The sequence below is a fragment of the Pseudomonas sp. LBUM1647 genome (genome assembly GCF_059716175.1).
This window is the reverse complement of sequence record NZ_CP166809.1, coordinates 1,494,866-1,511,304: the sequence shown is the minus strand read 5'-3', so window position 1 is coordinate 1,511,304 and position 16,439 is coordinate 1,494,866. Positions and strand designations below refer to the sequence as shown.

Sequence of the window (16,439 nt, the reverse complement as noted above, 5' to 3'; positions counted from 1 at the left end):
TTTTGAACTGCACGGCGCCATACACGGCGCCGTGCAGTCAGTCCTTTCAAACCAGGCCGAGCCCGGCCAACAGCATGTCGATCACCTTGATCCCCGCGAACGGCACCAGCACGCCACCCAGGCCATAGATCAGCAGGTTGCGATTGAGCAACGCCGCCGCGCCGATGGCTCGGTAAGTCACGCCCTTGAGCGCCAGCGGGATCAGAAACACGATGATCAGGGCATTGAAGATCACCGCGCTGAGAATCGCCGAGTTCGGGCTGCTCAGGTGCATCACGTTCAGTGCGCCCAGTTGCGGGTAGGTCGCGACGAATGCGGCCGGTACGATAGCAAAATACTTGGCCACATCGTTGGCCACGCTGAAGGTGGTCAACGCGCCGCGCGTCATGAGCATCTGTTTGCCGACTTCAACCACTTCGATCAGCTTGGTCGGGTTGCTGTCCAGATCGACCATGTTGCCCGCTTCCTTGGCGGCCTGAGTACCACTGTTCATGGCCACCGCCACGTCTGCCTGAGCCAGTGCCGGCGCATCGTTGGTGCCGTCTCCGGTCATGGCCACCAGCTTGCCCTGGGCCTGGTAGTCGCGGATCAGTTGTAGCTTGTCTTCCGGCCGAGCCTCGGCGAGAAAATCGTCAACCCCGGCTTCCACGGCAATCGCTGCCGCCGTCAGGCGGTTGTCGCCGGTGATCATGACTGTCTTGATGCCCATGCGCCGCAGTTCGGCAAAGCGCTCCTTGATACCACCCTTGACCACGTCCTTGAGTTCCACCACGCCCAAGGCCTGTTGGCCATCACACACGACCAGCGGTGTGCTGCCACGACGCGAGACTTCATCGACCCTGGCCTGCAACGCGGACGGGAAGCTGCCGCCCAGCGCCTCGATGTGCAGGCGAATGGCATCTGCCGCGCCCTTGCGGATGCTCCGGCCACCGGCCAGATCAACGCCGCTCATGCGAGTTTGCGCGGTGAAATGCACGAAGCTCGCACCCAGGGCATTGAGGTCCCGCGCCCGCAGGTCGAACTTCTGCTTGGCAAGCACCACGATACTGCGCCCCTCCGGCGTTTCGTCGGCCAGCGAGGCCAGTTGCGCAGCGTCGGCCAGTTCCGACTCCTTAACCCCGGGCGCCGGCAGGAAACTGCTGGCCTGGCGGTTACCCAGCGTGATGGTGCCGGTCTTGTCCAGCAGCAGGACGTCAATGTCGCCCGCCGCTTCCACGGCTCGCCCGGAGGTGGCAATGACGTTGGCCGACATCATCCGGCTCATGCCCGCCACACCGATCGCCGACAACAGACCGCCAATGGTCGTGGGGATCAGGCAAACCAGGAGCGCCACCAGTACCGTTGCGCTGACCACGTCGCCTCCGCTCATGGCCACCGCAAACATCGAGGACGGACCCAGGGTCACGATCACCAGCAGAAACAAAAAGGTCAGGCCTACCAGCAGAATGTTCAGCGCCACCTCGTTGGGAGTCTTCTGGCGTTTCGCGGATTCGACCATGGAAATCATGCGATCCAGAAATGACTCGCCCGGGTTGACGCTGATACGCACCACCAGCCAGTCCGAAAGCACTTTGGTGCCGCCGGTGACCGATGAAAAGTCGCCGCCTGCCTCACGAATCACCGGTGCCGATTCGCCAGTAATCGCGCTTTCATCCACCGATGCCACGCCTTCGATCACCATCCCATCGAGGGGCACCAGATCGCCCGCCTCGATCAACACCACATTGTCCTTTAGCAGTTCGCCGGAAGGCATCGGCATCCAGGCGGAGCCATGCCGGGGTTGTTTCAACAGCTTGGCCAGGGTCTGGCGTTTCATCCCGCGCAGGCTGGCCGCCTGGGCCCGACTGCGCCCCTCGGCCAGGGCTTCGGCGAAGTTGGCGAACAGCACGGTGAACCACAGCCACAACGTGATGCTGAGAATGAAGCCACTGGGGGCTTCACCCTTGCCGCCCAGTGATTGAAACCACAACAGCGTGGTGAGAATGCTGCCCAGGTACACCACAAACATCACCGGGTTCTTCCACTGCGCCTGGGGCAGCAACTTCTTGAAGGCATCCAGGCACGCCGTGAGCAACAACCCACGGTCGAACAAAGGCAAACGAGCTTGCTTACTCATGGTTGTTTCTCTTACTCACTGGCCGCAAGGGGTGGCTGATGCGCAGGCGCCAGAGCATCCAGCGCGAGGTTGAGTTGCAGCACATTGACTCGGGGTTCGCCGAGCAGGCCGAAGGTGCGTTGTTCGGTGTGGGTATTCACCAGCTTCAACAGATCGGCTTGCGGCAGGTGGCGCAGACGTGCGACGCGCGTCGCCTGAATCTGTGCGTTGGCCACCGAAATGTGCGGATCCAGGCCTGAAGCCGACGAGGTGACTGCATCCACCGGCACCTGTGCATCGGCTGCCAGGCCATTCTGTCGGCGGTAGGCTTCGACGCGCAGGGCCACGGTGTCGATCAACTTCTGGCTGGTAGGGCCAAGGTTGCTGGCGCCACTGGAACCTGCGTTATACGGCTGCGCCACGCTCTTGCTCGGGTCCAGTGGATCGGCGCCAAGCGTCATGCTTGCGCGCCCCTGGAAATACTCGGGGCGGGTGAAATGCTGGCCGATCACCGCCGAACCGATCACCAGACCATCCCGTTCAACCAGACTGCCCCGGGCCTGAAACGGGAACAGCACGTTAGCCACCAGGGTGGTGAACAACGGATAGGCCAGCCCGGTCAGCAGCATGAAAAACGCCGCCGAAATCAGCACCGGGCGTAACAGGCCGACAAACAGAAATTGCGTCTTGGTTCGAATGTGTACTTGAGTCATCACTGCGCCCTCACTTGTAGGTCTGGCCAGACAGCAACTGCAGTTGCTCGACCAGCGGGCCGAGCGCGAGCGCCGGCAGGAAAGTCAGGCCGCCCACCACCAGCACCACGAACACCACCAGGAACATGAACAGCGGTGTGGCGGTCGGGATGGTGCCGGCACCGGCCGGGATGTTCTTTTTCATCGCCAAGGAACCTGCGACCGCGAGCATCGGCAGCATGGTGAAGAAGCGTCCGAGCAACATGGCAAGACCGATGGTGGTGTTGAAGAACGGCGTATTGGCATTCAATCCGGCGAACGCCGAACCGTTGTTGGCAGTGCCCGAGGTGTAGGCATACAGCACCTCGCTGAAGCCATGGGGCCCCTGGTTGTTGAGACTGTTCAGGGTGTCCGGCCAGAGTGTCGCCAGGGCGGTGAAGCCGAGAATGCAGATGGGGTGCGCCAGCACCGAGAGCATGACCAGCTTGATCTCCCGTGCCTCGATCTTCTTGCCGAGGAATTCGGGACTGCGGCCGATCATCATCCCCACCAGAAACACCGTCAGCAGCGCGTACTGGATCAGGTTGATAAACCCCACTCCGTCGCCACCGAACACGCAATTGAGCATCATCTGCGCCAACGGTACGAAGCCGCCCATGGGCGTCAGCGAGTCATGCATCGCGTTCACCGAGCCGGTGGTTGCGCCAGTGGTGGTGGTCACGAACAGGCTGGTGTCGGCAATCCCGAAGCGCAGTTCCTTGCCTTCCATGTTGCCGCCACTCTGGGTGGCCGACAGCACTTGGTCCGCCCCCACCTGGGTCAGCAGCGGGTTGCCACTTTGTTCAGCCGTGTAAACGATGCTCAGAAAGCCGACGAACATCACCAGGAACGTGCCAAAAAACACCCAGCCCTGACGTCGACGCATCAGCATGCTGCCGAAGGTGTACGTCAGCGCCGACGGGATCAGCAGCATGCTGAGGATATGCAGCATGTTCGTCAGTGGCGTCGGGTTCTCGAACGGGTGCGCGGCGTTCATGCTGAAGAAGCCGCCGCCGTTGGTGCCGATGTGCTTGATTGACTCAAAACTCGCCACCGCGCCGACGATCAACTGCTGCTGTGCACCTTCCAGAGTGGTGGCCAGGGCCTGGGAATTCAGGGTTTGCGGCATGCCTTGCCAGACATAAACCAGCGCCATGCCAAAACACAGTGGCAGCATCACCCGGTACAGCGTGCGAGTGAAGTCCACCCAGTAGTTGCCGATATCAGCGGAATTCGACCGACTGAGGCCGCGGATGAAACCCGCCGCGGCCACAACGCCCGCCGTTGCGCCGACGAACATCAGGAAGGTGATGACCGCCATCTGGCTGAAATTGGACAGGCTGGTTTCACCTGAATAAGCCTGCCAGTTGGTGTTGGTGATAAAAGACGCAGCGGTGTTGAACGCAAGATCAGGGGTTTGCGCGTTCAGCCCCAAGGGGTTGAGCGGCATGAAAACTTGCAGGCGCAACACGATGTAACCCAGCAACATCATCGCCGCATTAGACAGCAGCAGGGCCGAGCCATAACGTGCCCAGCCCATCGTTTCGGCCGTATCGATCCCCAGCAGACGATAAGTAGCGCGCTCCGCCAAGGCATGGTTACGCCCGGTAAATACCAGCGTCAGCCACTTACCCATCAACACGGCGAGTCCGGTCATCAACCCGAGAATCACCGCAAATTCCAGCATAGTGCTCAACATGTCGATGCTCCGTTCAAATCTTGCCCATGGCGACGATGACCATGGCTGTCGCAGCAAAAAACACCACGCTAACCCCCATAAAAATCAGGTCGTACATTGCCGATTTCCTTTCTCAAGACCGCCCTGGCGGGCTGATAAAAAAGCCTGTGCCGCAATGACTGCGGCCATCAGAACTTCTCTGCACGAATAAGGGCGTAACCCAGGTAGGCAAACAACAGGGCGGCACACAGGCCGCTGGCGATGTAAATGAACTCGAGTGTTAACAAGACAGCTCCCCCTGACAAAACGAAAGGACACCCGTAATCGGGTACCGGCAGAGAGCGTCAGTGCAAAAAAACGCACTGAATTCGCGCTCTCATCTGCGCCTTGCAGGGTAAGTGAGGGGGTATCAAGGACGGACACTGATTGGGGGCAGCGGTATTAAGACCGCGTATAGAACGAGTGAAACGGACGGTGTGCGAGGGGTGATGCGAGGAGTCAACGACAGCCTTGGACGGGCACTGTGAAGTGCCCGTCCGGGGCTTGGATCACTCCGGTTTGAGCGGTACCCAGATCTCCAGCACACCGGTGTTGAGCTTCGGGTTGAAGTCTTCGCTGTAGCGTTCGAGCTCCGGAGCGTCCAACACCTCGCGTCCTGACTGCGGCTGCCAGGTGCCAAAGATGTACTGGAACAGCTGCGGTAAGGTATCCAACGGCCCTTTGTGCTCGAACACCGCGTACTGCTGCGGCTGAACCTCCACCCAGCGGTACTTTTCCGGCAAGTCGTCCAGTTTGCTGATCTCGACGCCGGCGATGTAGTCAAAGCCGCCCTTGCCGTCGAAATTGAAACACACGCCGTAGGTCACTTCGCCCTTCTGGCCCGGAACGTTTCCGATGTGAGGACTGAATTTTTCCCAAAGTGCTGGAATGTCCTTGGTGGTTTCCTGGGTAAAGCGTCCGGCCAGTCCTGCAATCAGCTGGAAGTGCCCGTGTTCGAAGCGAGGTTCCGACACTTCAACGTGTTTTTGCTCATCCATGACTCGACTCCTTGATCAAAAAAAGTGGGTTCGGCTGGGAGTATAGAAGCCAAACCCGATTCTCCCAATCAGAGGCTGTGCAGCTGTTCGGCGGCGCCCGACCCAACGAACTCGTTATACCCCGATAGGATCACGTAGACCGCGAAATAGCAGAAGATCGCCGCCGATGCCAGATAGGAGTAACGCAGCAGTTTGTCACCCAGCAATTTGCCGCCGTGACTCGCTGCGAAGCACAAAGCGACGCACCAGAGCACCCCGGCGCAGAGAAACCCGCCGAGAAACAGCGCCGAACCAAGGGCGCCACCGCCACCGGAACGAGCGATCAATGTGCCGCCCACCGCCGCGAACCAGAGAATGGCGCTGGGAGACGACATGGCGAGGAAGATCCCACGGAAAAACTCGCGCCGATGGGAGTTCTGACCCACGTCTTCGGCCTGCGCCAGTACCGCCTCATGGTGAATCGCCGAATAGATCATCTTCGCCGCGAAGTACAACAACAGCGCCGAACCTCCGATCCACAGCACCCATCGCACGCTTTCGTATTGCAGCAAAACGGTCATCCCGGCCAGCGCCAGCACGGCGTAGATCAGGTCGCCGACACACGTCCCCAAACCCAGCGCGAAGCCTTGAAAATAGCCGCGCTGCATCGCCAACGTGATCATCGCGATGTTGGCCACGCCGATGTCCAGGCACAGCGAAAGGCTCAGCAAGAAGCCACTGGTAAATTCCATCAACCGATTTCCTTCGGACAAATTTGTTTACATAGTCGCTGGACAGTTTGCCACATCAGCCCTTACATTCCGCCACAGGTCACCGCAGTGACCAGCGTCGCTCGGACGGTTCCGGGCGCTCACGTTATCCGAGGCAACAATGGCCAACCCAGGTTCGCCGCGCCGCTTTGCGCGCATAGATCGACTCCCCCCTTACGTATTCAACATCACTGCCGAGCTGAAGATGGCCGCCCGTCGTCGTGGCGAAGACATCATCGACTTCAGCATGGGCAACCCCGACGGCCCGACACCGCCGCACATCGTCGAAAAACTCGTCACCGTCGCCCAGCGCGAAGACACCCACGGCTACTCGACGTCCAAGGGCATTCCGCGTCTGCGCCGGGCGATTTCCAATTGGTACAAGGATCGCTACGAGGTCGACATCGACCCGGAAAGCGAAGCCATTGTCACCATCGGTTCCAAGGAAGGCCTGGCGCATTTGATGCTGGCCACCCTCGACCAGGGCGACACCGTTCTGGTGCCGAACCCGAGCTATCCGATTCACATCTACGGCGCGGTGATTGCCGGCGCTCAGGTGCGTTCGGTGCCGTTGATTCCGGGCGTGGACTTTTTCGCCGAACTGGAAAGCGCCATTCGCGGCTCGATTCCGAAACCGAAAATGATGATCCTCGGCTTCCCGTCGAATCCCACTGCTCAATGCGTGGAACTGGACTTCTTCGAGCGAGTGATCGCCCTCGCCAAGCAGTACGACGTTTTGGTGGTGCACGACCTGGCTTACGCCGACATCGTCTACGACGGCTGGAAAGCCCCGTCGATCATGCAAGTGCCAGGCGCCAAGGACATCGCGGTGGAGTTTTTCACCCTGTCCAAGAGCTACAACATGGCGGGCTGGCGCATCGGTTTCATGGTCGGCAACGCCGAGCTGGTCAACGCCCTGGCGCGGATCAAGAGTTATCACGACTACGGCACGTTCACCCCGCTGCAAGTCGCGGCCATTGCGGCGCTGGAAGGTGATCAGCAGTGCGTCAAAGACATCGCCGAGCAGTATCGGCAGCGTCGCAACGTGCTGGTCAAAGGCCTGCATGAACTGGGCTGGATGGTCGAGAATCCGAAAGCGGCGATGTACGTCTGGGCGAAGATTCCCGAGGCGTATGCGCACTTGGGCTCGCTGGAGTTCGCCAAGAAACTGCTGGCCGAGGCCAAGGTTTGCGTCTCTCCGGGCGTGGGGTTTGGTGAGTATGGGGATGATCACGTGCGCTTCGCGCTGATCGAAAACCAGGACCGGATTCGTCAGGCCGTACGCGGGATTCGCGGGATGTTCCGGGCGGATGGGTTGATCACCAAAACCAACGCCTGACACCTGACACCTGACACTGTAGGAGCTGTCGAGTGAAACGAGGCTGCGATCTTTTGATCTTGATCTAAAAAAACAAAATCAAAAGATCGCAGCCTCGTTTCACTCGACAGCTCCTACAGGGATTTCGATTCATCACCCACAAAAAAACCGCATTGCTGCGGTTTTTTTGTGTTTGGCGTTTGTGTCAGACGAACAGCGACAACAGCAGGATGAAGCCCAGACCCACCACGGACAGGATGGTTTCCATCGCCGTCCAGGTCTTGAAGGTTTCCGCCACGGTCATGTTGAAGTACTGCTTCACCAGCCAGAAACCCGCGTCGTTGACGTGAGACAGGATCAACGAACCGGCACCGGTCGCCAGTACCAGCAGCTCACGGTTCACACCTGGAATCATCCCCACCACCGGCACCACAATGCCGGCGCCGGTAATGGTCGCCACGGTTGCCGAACCGGTCGCGATACGGATCACCGCTGCTACCAGCCAGGCCAGCAGGATCGGCGAGATCTGTGCGTTCACCGCCATGTGGCCGATCACGTCACCCACGCCGCTGGTCACCAGCATCTGCTTGAAGCCACCACCGGCACCGATGATCAGAATGATCGCGGCGGTCGGCGCAAGGCTCGCGTCGAGCAACTTGAGAATCTTGCTGGAGCCCATGCCCTGACGGTGCCCGAAGGTGTATAGCGACAGCAGCAACGCCAGCAGCAGCGCCGAAATCGGGTGACCGATCAGGTCCATGAACGAGCGGAAGAAGTTGCCTTCCGGCAGCACCACGTCGGCAAAGGTCTTGAGCAACATCAGGAACACCGGCAACAACACAGTGATCAGGGTGATGCTGAAGCTCGGCAGCTCAGCCGCCTCTGGCTCGCGCGCCAGTTGATCGACCAGTTCCTGGTTAGGATGACCCGGAATGTACTTGGCAATGAACGTGCCGTAGATCGGGCCGGCGATGATGGCCGTCGGCAGCGCAACGATCAGACCGTACAGAATGGTTTTACCGATGTCGGCACCGAACACGCCGATGGCCAGCAACGGACCCGGGTGCGGCGGAACCAGACCGTGCACGGCGGACAGACCGGCCAGCAGCGGGATACCGATCTTGATGATCGACACGCCGGTACGCCGGGCCACGATGAACACCAGCGGGATCAGCAGCACGAAGCCGATTTCGAAGAACAGCGGAATGCCGACCAGGAACGCGGCGAACATCATCGCCCACTGCACCTTGTCCTTGCCGAACGCGCGGATCAGGGTTTGGGCAATCTGATCCGCCCCGCCCGACTCGGCCATCATTTTGCCGAGCATCGTGCCCAGCGCGAGGATGATCCCGACGAAACCAAGCACCCCACCGAAGCCGTCCTGGAACGCCTTGATGATGGTGCCGATCGGCATGCCGGAGGTCAGCCCGAGAAAAGCCGCGGCGATGATCAGGGCAATGAACGGGTGAAGCTTGAACTTGGTAATCAGGACGATAAGCCCGATCACCGTGACCACTGCGTCTAGCAGCAGGAACGTCTCGTGGGACATGCCAAACATTAGGGGTGTCTCCTGGTTGTTGTTGTTATTAAAGCGGGTAATTCGCAAGCCAACAGGACAGCGCTATCTCTTTGGGCAAAACTCATACGGCGTGTTTCAGGCCATGAGCCTGCCACCAGTCATGAGCTTGCTTCGCCAATTGGTCGACGCTGTGGTTAGAAGCGTCCAGAGCCAGGGTCAGGGGCTCGCCAACGGGTGATTCAAGGGTGGCGAACTGGCTGTCGATCAACGTCGACGGCATGAAGTGGCCCGGTCGATGGGAGACACGATCGGCGGCAACCTCAGGGGTCAGCTCAAGGAACACGAAGCCCAGGCCCGGCAAGGCGCTGCGCAGACGTTCACGGTAAATGTGTTTGAGGGCCGAGCAGGTCAGCACCGGGCGTTCGCCCTTGGCGTCAATGCGGCGCAATTCATCGCACAGGCTGTCGAGCCAGCCGGCACGGTCGTCGTCGTTCAGGGGGATACCCGCGCTCATCTTTTCGATATTGGCGGCAGGGTGGAAGGTGTCGCCTTCAATGGCGGTCGCGCCGCTGAGTTGGCACAAGGCCTCGCTGACGCAAGTCTTGCCGCAACCGGCAACACCCATGATGACCAGGGCGGTGATGGGATGATTCATGTAACACCTCAGCGCGCAGACAGCGCTACCTTTGCCAGTTATGACACTAGAACAAAAGCAGAAGTTGCCGACGCCTTCTTGTCATTTTTGTGGGTTGCAGCATGTTCGGACCCAAGGCCAAAAAGCGAGGTTCAGGCAAACCCCGCTCACGCATTTGCAGCTGCATCGAGACAGCGCTACCTTAGTGCCTCGAATTTTGTTTGGCAAGCCGTCCGATGATCTCCCCTAAAAACGATAAAAATACGCGCACCACTGGCCGCCCCACTTTGAACGAAGTCGCACGCCTGGCCGGTGTCAGCCCGATCACCGCCTCTCGCGCCCTGCGCGGGGTCAGCACGGTGGCCACCGAACTGGTGGAAAAAGTGCAGAAAGCGGCGCTTGAACTCAACTACGTGGTCAACCCCGCCGCCCGCGCTTTAGCCTCGGCCCAGAGCCATTCGGTGGTGGTTTTGGTGCCGTCGTTGTCCAACTTATTGTTCATCGACACGCTGGAAGCCATTCATCAGGTTTTGCGCCCCAAAGGCTTTGAGGTGCTGATCGGGAACTTTCATTACTCACGTGATGAAGAAGAAAACCTGCTGCGCAACTACATGGCGTATCAACCTCGCGGTTTGCTGCTGACCGGTTTCGACCGCACCGAAAGTTCGCGCCGGATGATCGAGGCCAGCAATATTCCCTGCGTGTACATGATGGAACTGGACAGCGCCGCCGGCCTGAATTGCGTGGGCTTTTCGCAACTCGCTGCCGGCGAGACAGCGGCCGAGCATTTGCTGTCACGAGGTCGTAAGCGTCTGGCCTATATCGGCGCGCAACTGGATCAACGCACGTTGCTGCGCGGCGAAGGTTTCCGCAAAGCCCTGCAAAAGGCCGGTTTATATGACCCGGACCTGGAAGTGCTGACCCCTCGCTCTTCCTCCGTCGGCCTTGGTGGCGAACTGTTCCTGCAACTGCTCGCCACTCATCCCGATGTCGACGCGATCTTCTTTGGTAACGACGACCTGGCCCAGGGCGCACTGCTCGAAGCCATGCGCTGCGGGATCAAGATCCCCGAACAAGTGGCGATCCTCGGCTTCAACGACCTGCCGGCCTCGGCCCACATGGTCCCGCGCCTGAGCAGCATCAGCACCCCGCGCGAGGCGATTGGCCGCCGCGCGGCGGAGCAGATGTTGACGTTGATGGCTGGCAACACTGTGGCCAAACCGGTGCAGGACATGGGGTTTGAATTGAAGGTGCGCGAAAGTACGTAGCCACTGTGGGAGCGAGCTTGCTCCCACACTGGATCAACGCCCCATCAACTCCACAAACGCCAACGCCCCTTTCTGCAACGGCTGGCTCTTGAGCCACACCGCATGCACCGGCAGCACCAACCCGTTCTCGATGTTGCGAAAGCTCAGGCGCTTGAGCCTTCCGGCCTCCAGCAACGGCTGGACCACCGACAGCGGAAAATTGCCCCAGCCCAATCCGGCCTCGACCATTTCCAGCGCCATGGCCAGGGTGTCGGTGCGCCAGTAAGACTCGGCCACCAGCGGCCGGGTTTCGCTGATCGGCAGGTCGCGGCTGGCAACGATTATTTGCCGTACGTGGACCAAGTCTTCCAGGAACAAATCCCCGCCCTGAAACAGCGGATTGTCCGCCGCCAGCGTGGCGATCATCCGTTCGGTGCCAACGAACTGAAACCGCTCCAGCACGTTCACGCTCAGCCCGGCGAACGCCAGGCAAACGCTGACCCGGCCGCTGTGGAGCATCGCCAGCACATCATCCTGCGGCGCGCTGAGCATTTCGATTTCCAGTAGAGGATGACGCTCGGCGATGACCTTGATCGCCGCCATCACACGGCCCTTGTCGATGTCCGCCACGACCCCGATCGACAACTTGCTTTCCAGCCCCAGCGACAACTCGACCGCATGCACTTGCAGCTGTTTGAGCTGCTCGGCAATCAGTCGCGCATGCGGCACCAATGCGCTGGCCATCGCCGTCGGCACCGGTTCGCGATGACTGCGATCGAACAGTGGATAACCGAGCTCGGCTTCCAGGTTGGCGATGCCCATGCTCACCGCCGACGGCACTTTACCCAGCGCCCGGGCAGCTGCGGAAAACGAGCCGCGCTCGATCACCGCGAGGAACAACTCGATGCTGTCACTATTGAAATTCATCCCTCTTCCTATCAATAAAACTGAAAGCTACTGACTTTTTCTGTCAGCGCTATTGAAGCTATCTTTCGCCGCCTTCGCCAGTGCTCCTGGCTTCAAGTTAGCAAGAAAGAGGCAAATTCCCATGCAAGGCGTTAAACGAAAACTGCTCTACGTGTCCCTTTACGAGGTCATCGGAATGACCTTCTCGGCCCTGGGTCTGGCGTTGTTGTCCGGCACCTCGCCCGGCAGCACTGGCCCGTTGGCAGTGATCATCACCACCATTGCGGTGACCTGGAATTTCATCTACACCACGCTGTTCGAACGCTGGGAAAGTCGTCAGCCTTCGCGAACCCGCACCGTTAAACGGCGCATCGCCCATGCCGTGGGTTTTCAACTAACCTTGATAGTGTTCCTCATCCCGTTGATCGCTTGGTGGATGAACATCAGCCTGGTGCAAGCCTTCCTGCTGGACGCGGCGCTGATCATTTTCATCCCGTGCTACACCTTCGCCTTCAACTGGTTGTTTGATCGCACGTTTGGTTTGCCAACTTCGGCGCTGCCGGCTCCGGTTTGAAAACGCTGAATGTCTGTTAGATTCCTGAAGCGTCGAATCGCTAACGGAGTAGCTCAATGGAACATGCACTGAAGATTCTGGGAAAAGCCTCGTCCATCAACGTCAGAAAAGTCCTGTGGACCTGTGAGGAACTGGGTGTTGCCTACGAACGTGAAGACTGGGGTGGCGGTTATGCGTCGACCCACACGCCGGAGTTTCTCAGGCTCAACCCCAACGCACTGGTGCCGGTGATCATCGATGAGGCCGGCGTGCTGTGGGAGTCCAACACCATCTGCCGCTATTTGGCCGGCAAACACCACAACACCGATCTGCTACCCCACGAACCGGCGGCCCGCGCTCGGGTGGAACAGTGGATGGATTGGCAAGCGACTGAACTCAATGCCTCCTGGAGCTATGCGTTCACGGCATTGGTACGCAAAGATCCGGAGTTCCAGGACCCTCATCACATTGCCGCCGGAGTACACGGCTGGAATCAGAAAATGGGCATCCTCGAGCATCAGCTCGCGGCCACCAAAGCGTATGTCGCCGGGCAATACTTCACGCTGGCGGACATCGTCATCGGGCTGTCGGTCAACCGCTGGCTGATGACACCGATGGAGCGTCCCGACTACCCCGCCATCGACGAGTATTTCCAACGGTTGGCACAACGCCCGGGATTCCTGAAACATGGCTGCAACGGACTGCCTTGAGCGGCTCCCGCGCTACAAATCGCTAAAATGTAAACATTCATTGCAATAACTGAGTGAATCTCGACGCAAAGCCGCCGAGTTTCACAATCATTCATTTCCGATAGCAGGCTAAGCTTCTCCAACGATAAGCATTGGATCAGCCCATGACTGCCCACTCCCCCGCCTTTGCTCAACCTGACGGAATCGACCCCGTTCGGGCCGCGCAGATTTCCGCCCGCATCGACCGACTCCCCGCCGTCTCCACAATCTGGCGATTGGTGGCGCTACTCTCGATCGGTGGTTTTTTCGAGCTCTATGACCTGTTTCAGACGGCCTACATCAGCCCCGGCCTGATTCGCGACGGCATCTTCGCCACCGGCAGCCAAGGCGTGTTCGGCTTCTCCGATCAGGCCGCCTTCGCCTCGGCGACGTTTCTCGGGTTGTTCCTTGGCGCCAGTCTGTTGAGCCCGTTGGCCGATCGTTTTGGCCGACGCGCGATCTTCACCTTCGCATTGATCTGGTACACGGTCGCGACGGTGGCGATGGGCGTTCAGAGTTCAGCCATTGGCATCATCTGCATGCGTTTTTTGGTGGGCATCGGACTGGGTATCGAACTGGTGACCATCGACGCCTACCTCTCGGAACTGGTGCCCAAGCGCATGCGCAGCTCGGCATTTGCCTTCGCGTTTTTCATACAGTTTCTGTCGGTGCCGGCGGTGGCGTTGATGTCGTGGTGGCTGGTGCCGCAAGCGCCGTTCGGTGTGTCCGGCTGGCGTTGGGTGGTGTTGGCGAGCGCGGTGTTTGCGCTATTCATCTGGTGGCTGCGTTCGCGGTTGCCGGAGTCGCCGCGCTGGTTGGCCCAGCATGGACGGTTCGACGAAGCCAGCAAGATTCTCGATGGCATCGAAGCCCGCTGCGTGAAGGATCAGGGCAAGCCGCTGGATGAACCGGAACTGGCGGCGGTGGATGTCCAGGGTACGGGCCGTTTCGCTGATATCTGGCAGCCGCCTTATCGCCGTCGGGCGTTGATGCTGATTGTCTTCCACGTGTTCCAGGCCATCGGTTTCTTCGGCTTCGGCAACTGGTTGCCGGCGCTGCTCTCCGGCCAGGGCGTGAGCGTGACGCACAGCCTGATGTACGCCTTCATCATCACCCTCGCCTACCCGCTCGGGCCGTTGCTGTTCGTGAAGTTCGCCAACCGCTTCGAGAACAAGTGGCAGATTGTCGGCTCGGCCTTGGGTGCCATGACCTTCGGCACCTTGTTCGCCCTGCAAACCAGCGCCTTCGGCCTGATCTTCTGCGGGGTGATGATCACCTTCTGTAACGCTTGGCTGAGCTTCAGTTATCACTCATACCAAAGCGAATTGTTCCCGACCAACATCCGCGCCCGGGCGGTGGGGTTTTGTTATTCATTCAGTCGATTGTCGACGGTGTTCAGCAGTTTGCTGATCGGGATTTTCCTCGAGCACTTCGGCACGCCGGGTGTGCTGGCGTTCATTGTCGGCAGCATGCTGATCGTGATGCTGACCATCGGCTGGTTCGGCCCAAGAACCCGCAACCTGGCACTGGAAAACATCGCTCATCGCTGAGCCAACGTGCGGTCGACCTCTGCCGTCCGGCGGCAAAGGTTGACCGCAACCCCTCGGTTACCCTTGAGCCGTAAAACCACAACCAATTGATTTTGTTAGTGTTTTTCATTAGGCACACTATTTGCTGAAAGCACTGCACCGCAAATACCTACAAGGTCTATTCATCATGTTGGTCAGTGCAAAACAAAACCTGGTGGCGCCCCTCCCCAAGCGGCCCGGCGACGAACCGATCACGGACGCTGCCGCCGGACTTCAGGGCGGCCTGCAAGCCGCCATGACCCAAGCCCTGCAAAACAATGTGCAGACGCAAACCGCGCAAGCCAGCAGGCAGGTCCAGGACTCCGCGACCCAAATCGCCACGCAACAGGTCAGCGAAGCGACCCGGATCAGCGACAACGTTGATGAGGCGTTCGCCAAAACCCGCGTGGGACTGCAAGCCTCGTCCGCCCAACTACCGGCCGATGTTGAAACAGCCACGGACGCCTTCAAGGAGTACATGAGCAAAACACCGGAACAGCGGTTGCGCGACAGTATTTTGCAAGAGATGGGGCTGACGGAAGATGACTTAAAAGCCATGCCGCCGGAAAAACAACTGGCGATCGGTAAAGAGATTGCCGAGCGCATGCAAGACAAGATCAAACTGGCGCAGGCCGAGAAAGAAAACAGCAGCAGCGAAAACGGCAGCAGCCAAGTGGTCGACAAGTTTCTCGCTTCGCTTTAACGGCGCTGCAACAACTAAAAAGGGTCCCTCTAACGGCAATGCTGTTCACTTAAGACATTCTTCAGTCGAGCAAGAACCTGTGGCGAGGGGATTTATCCCCGTTGGGCTGCGAAGCGGCCCCAGCGTCTTTTCAGACAGACTAAGTTGTCTGGATTACGACTGCTTCGCAGCCGAACGGGGATAAATCCCCTCGCCACAAATGTGGACGCCCGCGCTTAAGTGAACAGCATTACCCTCTAACGGGACCCTACTGAGCAAATAAAATAAACATGGGAGAAAACGCGACGCTGACCATCCGGTCGTTAAATTCGACCAATTGACGCTGTGAGTAGACTTCAGTCCATGCTCCCGTAACGCTAGGCTGTTCGGGAATGCTGAACGGACAGCAGCCCTTCCCCAAGCCAACTTCCTTGATATTGCTCATCATCAGGCTGCCCTTCGCCCGAGGCCCATCCACGCCGAAAATCTTCACGGAATGGATTCTATTGTTGTGCTGCCAGGACGAGACCTGATATCCCATGCCGTAGTCCACCAAGTTGACGGGGCGGCTTGTCGGCGTACTGAGCAGCGACAGTTTCCTGCCTGCAAAATCCCAGGCATCCCAGACACAAAAATAACCGTAATCACAGGTGGCATCCGACTGCCGTGTATCACCGGGTACCGGGAACGTCAGCACAACGGCACCGTTGCGATAAGCCACTTGAGTTGAACTGACTTGCTGTCCGCCCGATTTCCGACTGAGCTGCCGATCAATTTGCTGTTGTACCTCTACTTTTTGTTCAGCCGTCATGCTGGGATTAAACAGTGCATACCGGTGTTGTTTGACCGGTGCTTGCGTCGCATAAAAAACGAACAGTGCGCTAATGCTGGCACACACAATCGCGAACCCAACGAACCCTCTGGTTTTCATGAAACAAACTCCATTCTTTAAACGCTGAAAAGATCCAGCGCGAATAGAGAACAGAGTTCATTC

Annotated in this window: 16 protein-coding genes; 6 read left to right on the top strand and 10 right to left on the bottom strand. The window is 59.0% G+C overall.

The features are described from left to right. Positions 1 to 46: 46 nt before the first annotated feature. From kdpB to ACA059_RS06745, 6 genes are all read right to left on the bottom strand, one after another. On the bottom strand, positions 47 to 2,116 hold the full coding sequence (gene kdpB, locus ACA059_RS06770; RefSeq protein WP_497633187.1) for a potassium-transporting ATPase subunit KdpB: 2,070 nt from the start codon (positions 2,114 to 2,116) through the stop codon (positions 47 to 49). 11 nt (positions 2,117 to 2,127) lie between these two features. After that, on the bottom strand, positions 2,128 to 2,808 hold the full coding sequence (gene kdpC / locus ACA059_RS06765) for a K(+)-transporting ATPase subunit C (protein ID WP_497633186.1): 681 nt from the start codon (positions 2,806 to 2,808) through the stop codon (positions 2,128 to 2,130). 10 nt (positions 2,809 to 2,818) lie between these two features. Next, complete coding sequence (gene kdpA, locus ACA059_RS06760) at positions 2,819 to 4,525, bottom strand: potassium-transporting ATPase subunit KdpA (protein ID WP_497633185.1); 1,707 nt, start codon at positions 4,523 to 4,525, stop codon at positions 2,819 to 2,821. A 167-nt stretch (positions 4,526 to 4,692) separates the two neighbouring features. After that, a complete protein-coding gene (gene kdpF, locus ACA059_RS06755) occupies positions 4,693 to 4,791 on the bottom strand; it encodes a K(+)-transporting ATPase subunit F (RefSeq protein WP_095130908.1) in 99 nt (32 codons plus the stop codon). 261 nt (positions 4,792 to 5,052) lie between these two features. Continuing rightward, positions 5,053 to 5,541: a GyrI-like domain-containing protein gene (locus ACA059_RS06750; protein ID WP_497633184.1), complete on the bottom strand. Its 489-nt coding sequence runs from the start codon at positions 5,539 to 5,541 to the stop codon at positions 5,053 to 5,055. Positions 5,542 to 5,609: 68 nt separating this feature from the next. After that, complete coding sequence (locus tag ACA059_RS06745; protein ID WP_497633183.1) at positions 5,610 to 6,272, bottom strand: LysE family translocator; 663 nt, start codon at positions 6,270 to 6,272, stop codon at positions 5,610 to 5,612. A gap of 139 nt (positions 6,273 to 6,411) precedes the next feature. Here ACA059_RS06745 and alaC point away from each other — a divergent pair, with 139 nt between their 5' ends. Beyond that, the gene (gene alaC, locus ACA059_RS06740) at positions 6,412 to 7,629 is read left to right on the top strand and encodes an alanine transaminase (protein ID WP_497633182.1); all 1,218 of its coding nucleotides are present in this window, start codon (positions 6,412 to 6,414) and stop codon (positions 7,627 to 7,629) included. A 184-nt stretch (positions 7,630 to 7,813) separates the two neighbouring features. Here the strand turns inward: alaC and ACA059_RS06735 are convergent, their stop codons facing one another. Beyond that, positions 7,814 to 9,166 (bottom strand): GntP family permease, encoded by a 1,353-nt coding sequence (locus ACA059_RS06735; RefSeq protein ID WP_129437734.1) that lies wholly within the window; start codon positions 9,164 to 9,166, stop codon positions 7,814 to 7,816. A gap of 82 nt (positions 9,167 to 9,248) precedes the next feature. Continuing rightward, positions 9,249 to 9,782, bottom strand: a complete 534-nt coding sequence (locus ACA059_RS06730) for a gluconokinase (protein ID WP_046049516.1) — start codon at positions 9,780 to 9,782, stop codon at positions 9,249 to 9,251. Between the two features lie 215 nt (positions 9,783 to 9,997). Here ACA059_RS06730 and gntR point away from each other — a divergent pair, with 215 nt between their 5' ends. Next, positions 9,998 to 11,029, top strand: a complete 1,032-nt coding sequence (gntR, locus tag ACA059_RS06725; protein ID WP_123367178.1) for an HTH-type transcriptional regulator GntR — start codon at positions 9,998 to 10,000, stop codon at positions 11,027 to 11,029. A 33-nt stretch (positions 11,030 to 11,062) separates the two neighbouring features. Here gntR and ACA059_RS06720 read toward each other — a convergent pair whose 3' ends face one another. Beyond that, entirely contained in the window at positions 11,063 to 11,935 is an 873-nt protein-coding gene (locus tag ACA059_RS06720; protein ID WP_497633181.1) for a LysR family transcriptional regulator, read from the bottom strand. Positions 11,936 to 12,056: 121 nt separating this feature from the next. Between ACA059_RS06720 and ACA059_RS06715 the strand changes: the two genes are divergently transcribed. The 4 genes from ACA059_RS06715 to ACA059_RS06700 all read left to right on the top strand — a co-directional run bounded on the left by ACA059_RS06715 (position 12,057) and on the right by ACA059_RS06700 (position 15,466). Next, the gene (locus tag ACA059_RS06715; RefSeq protein WP_497633180.1) at positions 12,057 to 12,488 is read left to right on the top strand and encodes a PACE efflux transporter; all 432 of its coding nucleotides are present in this window, start codon (positions 12,057 to 12,059) and stop codon (positions 12,486 to 12,488) included. A 56-nt stretch (positions 12,489 to 12,544) separates the two neighbouring features. After that, positions 12,545 to 13,177 carry a glutathione S-transferase family protein gene (locus ACA059_RS06710; RefSeq protein WP_497633179.1) on the top strand — a complete coding sequence of 211 codons (633 nt, stop codon included), beginning with the start codon at positions 12,545 to 12,547 and terminating at the stop codon, positions 13,175 to 13,177. Between the two features lie 143 nt (positions 13,178 to 13,320). Further along, complete coding sequence (locus ACA059_RS06705; RefSeq protein ID WP_497633178.1) at positions 13,321 to 14,745, top strand: MFS transporter; 1,425 nt, start codon at positions 13,321 to 13,323, stop codon at positions 14,743 to 14,745. A 166-nt stretch (positions 14,746 to 14,911) separates the two neighbouring features. Beyond that, a complete protein-coding gene (locus tag ACA059_RS06700; RefSeq protein ID WP_497633177.1) occupies positions 14,912 to 15,466 on the top strand; it encodes a hypothetical protein in 555 nt (184 codons plus the stop codon). A gap of 247 nt (positions 15,467 to 15,713) precedes the next feature. Here ACA059_RS06700 and ACA059_RS06695 read toward each other — a convergent pair whose 3' ends face one another. After that, positions 15,714 to 16,376, bottom strand: a complete 663-nt coding sequence (locus ACA059_RS06695) for a peptidase inhibitor family I36 protein (RefSeq protein ID WP_497633176.1) — start codon at positions 16,374 to 16,376, stop codon at positions 15,714 to 15,716. Positions 16,377 to 16,439 lie beyond the last annotated feature (63 nt).